Raw genomic sequence first — 12,279 nt, forward strand, 5'->3', positions numbered from 1 at the left:
AATCTTTACATAAATGAAGGAAAGTTAAAGGAGGCTAAAAAGCTTTTATTTAAAGCAGAGAAACTTTTTCCAAGCGATCCTGTTATTCCTTACTTTCTTGCAGAGGTTTATTTTAGGGAAGGAAACTTAAAAAAATCCTTAGAATACGTTAAGAAATCTATTGCTTTGCATCCACATTTTGAAAGTGCTTACGTTTTACTTTCTAAAATTGTCCTTGAATATGGAAACTATGGAGAAGTAGAAAGGTTTTTGGAGGATATTTTAAAAGAAAACAAAGATAACATTTTTGCCCTCAGAGAACTTTTGTTAATTTACCTAAATGAGAGAAAAGAAAAAGAAGCTGTGAAGGTAATGAATAGACTTTTGGAACTTGAACCCTACAATCTTAAACTTCTTTCGTGGATAGCTGCAAGTCTCTTTAAAATGAAAAGGTACGAAGAGGTAATACCTATCATAGAAAGAATTACCAAACTGAATCCTGATAATCCTAACGTTTATTTTATGTTAGGACTCTCGTTTGAGATGTCAGGAAACCTTGATAAGGCTTTAGAAGCTTACGAGAGATCCTTAGACCTATATCCAGAAAACCCAACAGTTCTAGAAAGGACAGCCCTTATTCTTTACCAGCTTGGAAGGCTTGGAGATGCAAAAGCATACTTTGAGAGACTGTGGCAGTTGACTAAGAAGCCTGAATACCTTTTAAAAATTGCACTAATCACTGATAAAGAAGGAAATACTGAGAAAGCTTATGCTATTTTGAAGGCTCGGGAAAAAGAACTAAATAATTTTGGGGACTACTACTTTTATTTAGCTTACTTTTCCGAAAAACTCGGTAAAGACAAAGAAACGGAAAAATACCTTAAAGAGCTTATTCTTAAAGATCCCTCTCCTGATGCTTATAACTATTTAGCTTACTTTTATGCGAATAGAGGTATAAAGCTTAAGGAAGCTAAAAGACTTATAAATAAGGCTTTAAAGGATTCTCCTAACAACCCAGCGTTTATAGATACTTTAGGTTGGATTTTGTATAAAGAAGGAGATTTTGAAGAAGCTTGCAAAATTTTGAAGAAGGCACTTTCTTATAAGGAAAATGATCCCGTTATGAATGAACACTATGGTGAGTGTCTTTTTAGGCTTGGAAGGATAAAAGAGGCTAAAAAACATTTATTAAAAGCTTTGAAGGGAATAGAAAAAGATCCTTCCATTTTGGAGGAAGAAAAAGGTATTAAAGAAAGGATAGAGAAAATCCTTAAGAGTATAGAAGAAAAAGAAAAGGAGGAAAGAAATGAACTTTGAGATGTTTCTTTGGGGACTTATCGCTTTCTTGATAATATCTTTGCCTACTATAACAGGACTTATGAGAGTTAATGCTGCATTAAAGTTTTTGCTAAGTGAGGACAAAAGTGACTTTCAACCTCTAAGGGCAATAAAACCGGGAGGATTTGCGTTTGCTTTGACTTTTAGTTTTAAAATTACTTTTCTAACAGCTATCATTCTTGACTATATTGAATATGTAAAGCAGACTTACTTTATTACTTCCCTTTACATATTTTTCATTATGCTTGATTTCGTTGTTCAATCTTCAGGGAAAGAGTTTGCAACCCTTTCTGCCAACCTTAAAAGTGCTTTCATTGGTGCAACTTTAGTTGCAGTAGTTATATTTATTGAGAATTTCTTAATTCAGAGAAAACTTAAGAAACTTCTCCCTGCTGAGATAGAGAACATTAGAAAAAATAGAGTTTCTAAAGCTTTAAAGACTTTTGATCAAAAAGGTTAAAGGGGGACATGATGAGATTTGCATACACTCAGAGTATTCCCAAAAAAGTGGACATTGAAGCTTTTGGTGTTTATGAAAGTTCAAAGATTGACTCTGACCTTAAAGCTTTAGGTTTTCAAGGAAAGAAAGGGGAAGTTGCTGTTTTACCGGGCAAAATTTTTGTTGGACTTGGAAAGAAAGGTGAGATTGATGCTGATACTGTGAGAATTGCTGCCGCTAAGATTGTAAAAACAGCGAGGAAACTAAAAGCTAAGAAGGTTGTCGTTAATCTTTTTGGAGAAGATAAGCTAAAGGAAAAGTCAGCCAAGGCTGTAGCAGAGGGAATAGTTCTTGGAAACTATGAGTTTAAAAAGTATAAATCCAGCGAAGATGAAAAGTTCGAAGTAGAGAAGATAACCGTTGTAGGTAAAAAGGATTACAAAAAAAGTTTTGATCTAGGAGTGGTTCTTGCTGAAGCTGCAAATTTTACAAGGGACATTGTTAATGAACCGGGAAATGTGATAACTCCTGAAAGGTTAGCAGAATTAGCTAAAGACCTTTCAAAAGAGTACGGTTTTGAATGTAAAGTTTTCAAAGAAAAGGACCTTGAAAAGAACAAAATGGTTGGTATTTTAACTGTAGGAAAGGGAAGCAATAATTCTCCAAGGTTTATTCATATTGCTTATAAACCTAAAAAAGCAGAAAAAAGAATTGTTCTTGTAGGTAAAGGGGTAACTTTTGACAGTGGAGGACTCAACATTAAGCCTGAGCAATTTATGAAAACGATGAAATCCGATAAAGCCGGTGCTTGTGCTGTCCTTGGAATAATGAAGGCAATCGGAGAGCTAAAACCTAATGTGGAAGTTCATGCTTTAATTCCAACTGTTGAGAACATGCCAAGTGGAAAGTCTTATAGACCCGATGACATAATTGTTTACAAGAATGGAAAATCTGTAGAAATTCACTCTACAGATGCTGAAGGAAGGCTTATTCTTGCTGATGCTCTTATTTACGGTTCAGAACTAGAACCTGATGTAATGATTGATATGGCTACGTTAACAGGAGCTTGTGTAGTTGCTCTTGGACACTATACTTCAGGTCTTTTTAGTAGTGATGAGAGGCTTGCTGATAGCTTACTCAAGATATCTTCTGAAACTGGCGAAAAAATGTGGAAAATGCCACTTGATAAGGATTTAGAGGAAGAGATAAAAGGTGCTTATGCAGACATTCAAAACGTTGGAAAGTCAAGGTATGGAGGAGCAATTACTGCTGCACTCTTTTTAAAGAACTTTGTTGACTTTAAGAAAGTCAAAGCTTGGGCACACATAGACATAGCAGGACCTGCTTTCCTTGATAAAGATTGGAAATACTATTCGGCTGGAGCTACTGGACAGCCTGTAAGAACTATTGCTGAGTTTTTGATTGATTAATTTAGAAGGGGAGGTCCGTCCCCCTTGCGGGGGACACTTTTTTAAAAGCTTATTTCTGCTTTAACCATACCTATGAGAACATCACTATCTTTTCCGTTAGGATTTATTATGTATTGAATGTCTGGAGTTATGTAAAAATCTTTACCAACTTTCTTTCTATAGTAACCTTCAAAGTGATGTTCTGTTTTGTTGTTTTCGAGTTTTTTATTTGGGAAAAGTGCAGCCCATCCAAAAGCTAAAGTGTCATCTTTGATGTTTGAACTTACTCCTAAAGATACAAACTTTTTAACTTCGTAAACGTCGTTTGCGAAAGCTGCTCTTCCAAAAATTCCAAAGTTTTCAAAAATTTCTTGGTCAAAAGAAACTCCAACTCCGAAACTTTTGTCTACACTAGGTTCTTGAACTGGATTGGTGGTGTCTTCTCCTACTTTAATGTGATCTGCTAAGTCTTCCCAGTAGTAAAGGCGGTAATTTCCACCATTTCTAGAAAATTTAACCTGAACAGCCCAGAAAGGATTTTTAAACATGTCACTGTAAAGGTCTTTCTCTTCTACTGTCCATTCTCCATTTTTATAAACCAAATTTTTCTTTTGTTCGTTACTTTGGACAAGAGCTGTAAACTCTAAGTTACCTATAAGAAGAGAGGCAGAAACTATTGGCGCAAACTGAAACTCCCCATCAATTATTGGGTTGTTCACGAAGGGTTTTCCTACAAACTGAGAGTATTCGTCGTTTGCGTATTCATTGTCGTCAATAAAGACTGGGGGCTCTGTTTTTCCAACTGCAATTTTGAGTTTTCCATCTAGGAATTCTTCTTTGTAATACGCTTCAAGTAGTTTGAAGGTAGCTTCATTTTCAGGGTTATCGTCAGCAAAAGTATTAAGGTTTGCAAAAGCTTCTATACTGTCAGCACCACTACCTTCTCCGGCATGAAGTCTCAAGAAAAGCTCTCCATTTTCGCGGGGTTTAAAAGAAAGTGTAATATCCGCAACGTATCCTGAACCGTTAACATCTTTTGTTCCTTGGTAGTAAATAACTGTATCTCCTCCTATCTCTACTTTCCTTTCTTCCTCTGAAAATGCTGAAGAGGTGTTCAGTAACAAGGTTACTGTTGAGACTGCTGCTAAAAATTTTCTCACTTTTTCACCTCCTTTGTGTGTTTTATCTGATTTGGTAATACTATTATACAAAAATTGACTACGAAATAGATTTTAATTAAAATAATGGTAAGATATAAATCACACTAAGGAGGTTTTTCATGAGAAAAGCGCTTTTAGCCCTCTCGGCGTTCTTGGCGATGACAACTTCTTCAAAGGCACATTTTGTTGTCTTAAAACCTTCTACCGACGTTGTTGAAGGACACCAAAGAGTAATTAGCTTAGAGGCAAGGTTTACCCATCCAATGGAAGGCGGTCCAAACATGGAGTTTGGCATTGTTGACAGTGGGGCTGTAGTGAATGGAAAAAAATATAGACTCCATTGGAAAAAGATGATGATTCCTGCTCTTAAGGGTAGTAGTAAGAAAGTTCCAATGTATAAGACTGCTTTTAGAATTAGAAGACCGGGGGTTTACCAGTTCTTTGTTGATCCAACTCCTTACTTTGAACCTGCAGAAGAGAAGTTCATAAAGCAGATAACGAAGGTTTATGTTGAAGCTTTTGGTTTAGAGGATGGTTGGGATGAACCTTTAGGTCTTAAGGCTGAAATTGTTCCGCTTACAAGACCTTTCGGTGTTTGGGAAGATAATACCTTTAGGGGAAGAGTGTTTATAAACGGAAAGCCAGCGGCAAATATTGATGTTGAAGTTGAATACCTTAATACGAAAAAAGTTCGTGTTCCAAACGATACTTTTATAACTCAGGTAATAAAAACTGACGAAAATGGGTATTTTGAATATACAATTCCTTGGGCTGGTTGGTGGGGCTTTTCGGCAATTGGAGATGGAGGAACTTTGCGTCATAAAGATGGTAAAGAATATCCAGTAGAGCTCGACGCAGTTATTTGGATAAAAGCGTATCCAAAACCAAGCGAGGTAAAGTAAGATGCATATATCTGAAGGAGTTCTTCCTGGATGGCTACTTATTACAGGTTGGGGACTTACGATAGGGGCAACTTACTTCGGACTTAAAAATCTGAAAGATAAAAAGGTTCCTTTGGCAGCGCTTCTTGCCGCTGCCTTCTTTATTGCATCTTTAATTCATGTTCCTCTTGGGCCTTCAAGTGTTCATCTGGTAATGAACGGTCTTGCAGGTTTGCTTCTTGGAATAACGGCTTTCCCAGTAATTTTGGTTGGGCTTTTCCTTCAAGCAGTTCTTTTCCAGTTTGGAGGAATTACAGTACTTGGAATAAACACTTTTAACATGGCTTTCCCAGCCTTTTTGTCGTATCTCCTTTTAAGAAGATTTATAAAGAAGCAGACAACACTTAGTCTTGTAGTTGTTGGAGTTTTAACTGCTTTTATTTCCATTATGGGATCTGGAATTTTGGTAGCACTGGAACTTTTAACAGTTGGTGAGGTATTTAAGAAAACTGCTGAACTCGTGATTTTGGCACATCTACCGGTGGCTGTAGTAGAGGGAATTATAAATGCCTTTGTCCTTCTATTTTTAAGGAAAACAGCTCCTGAGATTTTGGGAGGACTGAAATGAGAAAAATGGTAATGGCTTTTCTAATTATCTTTTTTTCTCTTTCCTCTGTAAGTGCTTTTGCCCACAAAATTTCGGCTTTTGTAGATGTTGAAGGAAATAAAGTAAATCTTTACTCTTACTTTAATAGTGGAGAACCTGTAAAGAACGGAAAAGTTGAAGTTTACGATGAAAAGACAGGAAAGCTTATTTTGACAGGAAAAACTGATGAGAATGGGGAATTCTCTTTTGAACTTCCTAAGGTTTCTAACTACAAGGTTATTGTAGTTGCAGAACTTGGGCATAAAACAGTAGCCGAGATAAAAGCTTCTGACTTTTCCGGAAGTTCTAAAGAAAGTAATGAAGAAACAGAGGAAATGACAAGTAAAAATGAAGCTCAAATTCAGGATACTCAACATATTGCTGCTGCTAACTTAAGCAAGGAGGAGATAAGAAAAATAGTTAAAGAAGAATTAAAGCCTATTCATCAAAAACTTCTAGACATCGAAATGAAAATTTCTGAAGTTTCTCTTAAGGATATTTTTGGTGGTCTTGGCTGGATTTTAGGAATTTTTGGAGCTTACTTAGCTATCTCAAGGAAAAGAAATGAAGGATAGCTTAGATCCACGAACAAAGATTTTAACTTTAACTCTTTTTGCGTGGGGAATAGCCCTCACGCAGGATTTTAAAGGAGTCGTTGCTTTTCTCCCCTACATTCTTTTTCTTTTCTTTGTTTTCAAAGAAAGTCCTTTAAATGTTTTTAAAAAACTTCTTCCTGCTAATATCTTCTTAGTTTTTATAGTAATCACTATGATATTTACCTACAATGCTGTTACTTTCATTGATAGACTGAAATATGGATTTTTTCTTTTTTTGAAATCCAATGAGATATTAGTATTAACAATTTTATTGCTTTCATCTTCTTCTCTTTTTTCTATATTTCACGCACTCCATCATTTAAAAGTTCCTAAGAAGCTGGTTTTACTTCTCTTTTTCACGTATAGATACATTCACACTTTAAAGGAGGAGTATGAAACCATTTTAAAAGCTGCAAAGTGTAGGGGATTTAGACCAAAGACCTCTCTACTTACTTACAAAACTTATGCATACATTGTGGGAAACCTTCTTGTGAAAAGTTATAAAAGGGCAGACAGAATCTATAAAGCAATGCTTTCAAGGGGATTTAAAGGCAATTTCCCTGTTTACATACATTTTAGACTTTTTAAGGAAGACTTCATTTTTGGTGTTATCAGTATTCTTTTCTTTTTGGGAGCGGTAGTATGGAGATTCTTAGAGTAGATGGGCTTACTGTAAGGTTTGGGGGCAAGACGGTTATAGAGGACTTAAATTTTTCTATCCTGTCGGGAGAGAAAACTTTTATCGTTGGACCAAACGGAGCTGGAAAGACCACTCTTATTGAAACAATAATGGGCTTTATAAAACCTGTTTTTGGAAAGATCTACCTTTTTGGTAAAGAGGTTAGAACAGAAGAAGATTTCTTTAGGGTTAGAACTACAGTAGGATATGTCTTTCAAAATCCTGACGATCAGCTTTTTTCTCCTACTGTTGAGGAGGAACTGGCTTTTGGTCCTCTTAATTTAGGACTTAGTAGAGAAGAGGTTGGAAGGAGAATAAATAAAGTTGTTAAGGAACTCGGTATAGAAAACTTAAGGGAAAAGTTCACTTACAAGCTTTCTGGAGGAGAAAAAAGGATAGTTTCCATTGCTTCCGTTCTTACGATGGATCCGCAAGTTTTAATACTTGATGAACCCTCAAACGGACTTGATGAAGAAAAGTTTTTGTACCTTGTTGACTTCCTAAAAAAGACAGAAAAAGCAATTGTTGTAATTACTCACGATAAAGAGCTTGTAAAAAAACTTGCTTGGAAGACTTATAAAATGGAAAATGGGAAGCTTATTCCTCTTCTAAGAGTTCTCTGATCAGCCTTTCCCACTCTTCCTTACACCCTTCCCCCTGACACTCGTCAAGTGGAATTATTGAAGCTTTTTCTATTACTTCTTTTTCTACAAAAATTGGGGCATTAACCCTTATGGCTAGATTTATAGCATCACTTGGCCTTGAGTCTATACGTAAGATTTCTCCATCGTGCCTCTTTACTTCTATGACTGCAAAGTAAATTCCTTTGTCAAAGTCGTTGATGATTACTCTCTCAACGTTTCCGCCAAAAGCCGAGATGATTTCTCTGATTAAGTCATAGGGAAAAGGTCTTGGAGGAACAGCTCCTAAAAGTTCTGTCTCAAGAAGTTCAGCTTCCCAATTTCCTACCCAAATAGGTATGGCAAACCTTTCCTTTTCGTTTCCCAAAATGATGAGGGGCATGCCGTTTAGCCTGTCTTGAGCAACTCCTATTACTGATACCTCAACCATAACTTAACTCCTTGATAAGGTTTGTTTGACTTTTCCCTTTAAGAAAAATGGAGAAGTTTCTGTTATTTCTACGTTTACAAACTTTCCAATAATTTCATTTGTTCCTTCAAAAATAACCAGTTTATTATCACGAGTTCTTCCACAAAGGCCATTCCCTTTAGGGCTTTTACCTTCTACGAGAACTTCTTCTAATTTTCCAAGTCTTTTCTTATTCTTTTCTTCTGCTTGCTTTTTCAGAAGGTTTTGAAGTTCTTGAAGTCTTTTGTTTTTCTCCTCTTTTGGGACGTCATCTTTTAGCTTTGCAGCCTTTGTAAAGGGTCTTGGAGAATACTCAAAGACAAAACCTTGGTCAAAGATGCAAGTTTCTACAAGGGAAAGTGTATCTTCAAAGTCTTTAATAGTTTCTGTTGGGAAGCCAACGATAAAATCCCCAGATAAGGCAACCTCAGGAACTTCTTCTTTTAGCAGCATTACTTTTTCAATGTATTCTTCTCTTGAGTAGCCTCTATTCATAAGTTTCAAGATTCTATTTGAACCGCTCTGAGGTGGTAGGTGAACATAAGGACATACTTTATCAATGTTCTTTATAGCTTCAACTATGCTTTTATCAAAACCGGCAGGATGGGAAGTCTGAAAGCGTATTCTTTCAATACCTTCTACTTCAGAGACCATGTATAGGAGATCTGCAAACCTTTTTCCGTTATACTCGTAAAAGTCAACATTTTGTCCAAGAAGTTGCACTTCCTTGACGCCTCTTTCGGCAAGCCTTCTTACTTCCTCTACAACAAGTTCAGGTTTTACACTCCTTTCTCTTCCTCGTGTAAAAGGAACGATACAGTAAGTACAAAATCTGTTACATCCTCTTTGGACTGTAACATAAGCGATATAAGGATTTTCCAAGTAGCTATCTATTAATGGAACTTTATCTTCTTCTGGAATTTTGGAACTTAGAACTTCGACGGTTTTTTCTCTTTTAGCTTTCTCAACAAGTTCATCTATTTTCATGAAGTTAAATGTTCCAAATATTAAATCCACGTGTTTAAATCTTAAAAGGGAATCCTTTTCTTTCTGTGGGACGCAACCACCAACGGCGATTACAGTGTTAGGTTTTCTCTTTTTAATACTTTTTAGGTTTCCTATAAAACTGTATGCTTTATTATCCGGCTTTGCCCTTACGGAACAGGTGTTGACAATGATAACGTCCGCCTCTTCAGGATTTTCTGTTTTTTCGTATCCTAAACTTTTAAGTATTCCAGCCATTTTCTCTGAGTCGTTAACGTTCATCTGACAGCCAAAAGTTTTTATGTAAAACTTCATTTTTCTCCCTTAACCGTTGATTTTTAATTAAATCTATTCTTCATAACACCTCTTTGGTATAGAAATGGCTTGTGGATAGATGAAAAACTCAACTATTTTGGCTTCGTTGGGTTTGTAATTACAGTATGTTATTAAAACTTTTGAAGGGTCTAAATTTTCTGAAAAAAGAAAATCTTTAATCTTTTCAGCATATTCTATGGATTTGGACTTTTGGGATATACCTGAAAATACAGATATGACAAGAAGAAGCCTGTCTTGGGTTAGAAGTTCAGAGATTTTATTTAGAGTTTCTTTTCCTTGTAGAGTAAAGTTGTCGTTTTCATCAAAAATAAACTCTTTACTTACAACTACCCTTAGTCGGTTAGGTTCTTTGTAAAGGGTAATAGGTGGAGAAAACTTTTCTTGCTTTTTAAGTTCTGGGATTATGTTGTTGATAGGGGTTACTCCTAACTCCTTTGCTAAAAAGATAGCCTCTTTTTCAAGAACGTATCCATCAACTTCTATTTCCATATTACCGACAATTTCCTTTATTGAGAGTTTTTTAGAAGGTTTAACTTGTTCTTTCTTTTCTTTTTCCGTTTGTGTTTTTTTTGCTATTTTTGTTTCTTGTGAAACCTTTTTCTCCTTAACTTTAACGGTCGGTTTTGTTTTGGGTTTTTTAGTTACTTCGGTTTGAAGACTTTGCGTTGTCTTACAGCTTGAAAATAGGATAACACTAAGTCCAAGTAATGCTAAAATTCTTTTCATAGCATCTCCATATACCTAAAAATGTCTTTTTTGAATTTAGAAATTTTGAGGGAGGTGAGCAATGAATATTAAGGAGATAGCAAAGAAAGCGAAGGAAGTTAGCTACAAACTTATAGATATTTCAACAGAAGTTAAAAACGAAACCTTAAAGACAGCGGCAAAGCTTATAGAGGAAAAGAAAGACTTAATAGCTAAAGAAAACGAAAAAGACCTAAAGTATGGAGAGGAAAAGGGACTTTCAAAAGCTATGCTTGATAGACTCCTTCTTAATGAAAAAAGAATAAAGGGAATGGTTCAAGTTCTCTTAGATGTTGCTTCATTAAATGATCCGGTTGGTGAAGTAATAAAGATGTGGACAAGACCTAACGGTTTAAAGATAGGGAAGATGAGAGTTCCTCTTGGAGTTGTTGGAATTATTTATGAGTCAAGACCGAATGTAACAGTTGAGGCTGCGTCTTTATGTATAAAAAGTTCAAACGCTGTAATTCTAAAAGGTGGTTCTGAAGCTATAAATTCCAACAGAGTTCTTGTAAACATCTTAAAAGAAGCAGCTTCTAAGTGTGGATTCCCAGAGGAAGCGATTTGTTTTGTAGATACTACCGATAGGGAAGTTGTTAAAGAAATGCTTTTGCTTGATGAGTACATAGATGTTGTTATCCCAAGAGGAGGAGAAGGACTTATAAGGTTTGTAGCTGAGAACGCAAGAATGCCTGTAATAAAACACTATAAGGGTGTCTGCCACGTTTACGTTGACGAGTTTGCAGATTTAGAAAAGGCTTGGAACATCTGCTTTAATGCAAAAGTTCAAAGACCTGGAGTCTGTAATGCTATGGAAACAATGCTAGTTCATAGCAGAATTGCTGATGCTTTTATGCCAACAATGGTTGAAATGTTTAAAAAGGCAAAAGTTGAACTAAGAGGATGTGAGAGATCTCGCCAGTATGCGCCAGACTACATAAAACCTGCAACAGAGGACGATTGGTATGCAGAATACCTTGACTTGATTTTAGCTGTTAAGGTTGTTGATTCTCTTGATGAGGCTATTAATCATATCAACACTTACGGTTCTCACCATAGTGATGCTATTGTTACAGAAAACTACACAAACGGAATGAAGTTCTTAAACAGAGTTGACTCTGCAGCTGTTTACATTAACGCTTCCACAAGATTTACAGACGGAAACGTTTTTGGACTTGGTGCAGAGATGGGAATTTCAACAGACAAAGTTCATGTTAGAGGTCCAATGGGGCTTGAAGACTTAACAATTCCTAAGTTTATTATTTTTGGAGATGGTCAAATAAGGGAATAACTTTTCCCCGCCCCGTGCGGGGTTTGTTATAATGTTAACTCTAAATTTTTTGTTCCTTGACAACTGAATAAGGGCAGGCATTTCGGGTAATTTTAAAGTTTTTAAGACGAAACAAGAGAATGTTTTAGAGAATATGATTTTATTTTGAAGTTCTGATAAATAAGTTATTGTTTTTCAATGGATTAAAAGGGGTTTGCTGATAAAGTTTGTGTTTCAATGTTTATTAGATTTATATATAAAACTTAAGTTTTGGAAGCCTTGAAAATCAATGCCTGAATTTTGCACCTGTTGAAATGCCCGCGAAAGTGAGCGGGATTGCGACTTAATGCCTTTGCTCATTTTCTTATCAGTCACTCCCAAGTTGAAATGCCCGCGAAAGTGAGCGGGATTGCGACTCATCACCATCAAATTGTATGAAATACACACTATCCGTTGAAATGCCCGCGAAAGTGAGCGGGATTGCGACTAAAAAGAAACAAAGAAAGAAAGGAATAAAACATCATCCAGTTGAAATGCCCGCGAAAGTGAGCGGGATTGCGACTCTCCTTCAGGAGATGTGATATATTCTTTTTCGTAATAACTTGTTGAAATGCCCGCGAAAGTGAGCGGGATTGCGACTCTCCCAAGCTTTATCTTCAGCGTTTTTGATAGCATCCTCTAATGTTTGTTGAAATGCCCGCGAAAGTGAGCGGGATTGCGACTCTCCCA

13 protein-coding genes and 1 CRISPR repeat array are annotated in these 12,279 nt (G+C 36.2%); of the genes, 9 read left to right on the plus strand and 4 right to left on the minus strand.

Features of this window, described 5'->3' with window-relative positions; all coding sequences use genetic code 11:
• From ABGX27_05350 to ABGX27_05360, 3 genes are all read left to right on the plus strand, one after another.
• The coding region (locus tag ABGX27_05350) for a tetratricopeptide repeat protein (protein ID MEO2068919.1) at positions 1-1,296 on the plus strand (1,296 nt) is incomplete at its 5' end.
• Positions 1,286-1,777: a hypothetical protein gene (locus tag ABGX27_05355; protein MEO2068920.1), complete on the plus strand. Its 492-nt coding sequence runs from the start codon at positions 1,286-1,288 to the stop codon at positions 1,775-1,777. The genes ABGX27_05350 and ABGX27_05355, both read left to right, overlap by 11 nt.
• A gap of 11 nt (positions 1,778-1,788) precedes the next feature.
• Positions 1,789-3,186: a leucyl aminopeptidase gene (locus ABGX27_05360; protein ID MEO2068921.1), complete on the plus strand. Its 1,398-nt coding sequence runs from the start codon at positions 1,789-1,791 to the stop codon at positions 3,184-3,186.
• 41 nt (positions 3,187-3,227) lie between these two features.
• On the opposite strand, the gene ABGX27_05365 is transcribed toward ABGX27_05360, so the two are convergent.
• Positions 3,228-4,325: a carbohydrate porin gene (locus ABGX27_05365; protein MEO2068922.1), complete on the minus strand. Its 1,098-nt coding sequence runs from the start codon at positions 4,323-4,325 to the stop codon at positions 3,228-3,230.
• 119 nt (positions 4,326-4,444) lie between these two features.
• Here ABGX27_05365 and ABGX27_05370 point away from each other — a divergent pair, with 119 nt between their 5' ends.
• Genes ABGX27_05370 through ABGX27_05390 form a run of 5 tightly spaced genes read left to right on the plus strand, consistent with a single transcriptional unit; the run spans position 4,445 to position 7,750 of the window.
• Positions 4,445-5,227 (plus strand): DUF4198 domain-containing protein, encoded by a 783-nt coding sequence (locus ABGX27_05370; protein MEO2068923.1) that lies wholly within the window; start codon positions 4,445-4,447, stop codon positions 5,225-5,227.
• A 1-nt stretch (position 5,228) separates the two neighbouring features.
• Positions 5,229-5,834: a cobalt transporter CbiM gene (gene cbiM / locus ABGX27_05375; GenBank protein MEO2068924.1), complete on the plus strand. Its 606-nt coding sequence runs from the start codon at positions 5,229-5,231 to the stop codon at positions 5,832-5,834.
• A complete protein-coding gene (locus tag ABGX27_05380; GenBank protein MEO2068925.1) occupies positions 5,831-6,427 on the plus strand; it encodes a carboxypeptidase-like regulatory domain-containing protein in 597 nt (198 codons plus the stop codon). Before cbiM ends, ABGX27_05380 begins: the two co-directional genes overlap by 4 nt.
• The gene (locus tag ABGX27_05385; GenBank protein MEO2068926.1) at positions 6,417-7,109 is read left to right on the plus strand and encodes an energy-coupling factor transporter transmembrane component T; all 693 of its coding nucleotides are present in this window, start codon (positions 6,417-6,419) and stop codon (positions 7,107-7,109) included. Before ABGX27_05380 ends, ABGX27_05385 begins: the two co-directional genes overlap by 11 nt.
• The gene (locus ABGX27_05390; protein ID MEO2068927.1) at positions 7,091-7,750 is read left to right on the plus strand and encodes an ABC transporter ATP-binding protein; all 660 of its coding nucleotides are present in this window, start codon (positions 7,091-7,093) and stop codon (positions 7,748-7,750) included. The genes ABGX27_05385 and ABGX27_05390 overlap by 19 nt, the downstream gene beginning before the upstream one ends.
• Here the strand turns inward: ABGX27_05390 and ABGX27_05395 are convergent.
• The 3 genes from ABGX27_05395 to ABGX27_05405 are packed head-to-tail and all read right to left on the minus strand — an operon-like array spanning position 7,725 to position 10,262.
• Positions 7,725-8,198: a bifunctional nuclease family protein gene (locus ABGX27_05395; protein MEO2068928.1), complete on the minus strand. Its 474-nt coding sequence runs from the start codon at positions 8,196-8,198 to the stop codon at positions 7,725-7,727. The two genes, ABGX27_05390 and ABGX27_05395, sit on opposite strands and share 26 nt — an antisense overlap.
• Before the next feature lie 3 nt (positions 8,199-8,201).
• Positions 8,202-9,515, minus strand: a complete 1,314-nt coding sequence (gene miaB / locus ABGX27_05400) for a tRNA (N6-isopentenyl adenosine(37)-C2)-methylthiotransferase MiaB (protein MEO2068929.1) — start codon at positions 9,513-9,515, stop codon at positions 8,202-8,204.
• A 33-nt stretch (positions 9,516-9,548) separates the two neighbouring features.
• Positions 9,549-10,262: a hypothetical protein gene (locus ABGX27_05405; GenBank protein ID MEO2068930.1), complete on the minus strand. Its 714-nt coding sequence runs from the start codon at positions 10,260-10,262 to the stop codon at positions 9,549-9,551.
• A gap of 61 nt (positions 10,263-10,323) precedes the next feature.
• On the opposite strand from ABGX27_05405, the gene ABGX27_05410 reads away from it, so the two are divergent.
• Positions 10,324-11,571, plus strand: coding sequence for a glutamate-5-semialdehyde dehydrogenase (locus tag ABGX27_05410; GenBank protein MEO2068931.1), 1,248 nt, complete (start codon positions 10,324-10,326; stop codon positions 11,569-11,571).
• Positions 11,572-11,858: 287 nt separating this feature from the next.
• Positions 11,859-12,273: a CRISPR direct-repeat array (repeat unit 36 nt; unit sequence GTTGAAATGCCCGCGAAAGTGAGCGGGATTGCGACT).
• Positions 12,274-12,279 lie beyond the last annotated feature (6 nt).

Source organism: Desulfurobacteriaceae bacterium (genome assembly GCA_039832905.1).
Taxonomy (GTDB): Bacteria; Aquificota; Aquificia; order Desulfurobacteriales; family Desulfurobacteriaceae; genus Desulfurobacterium.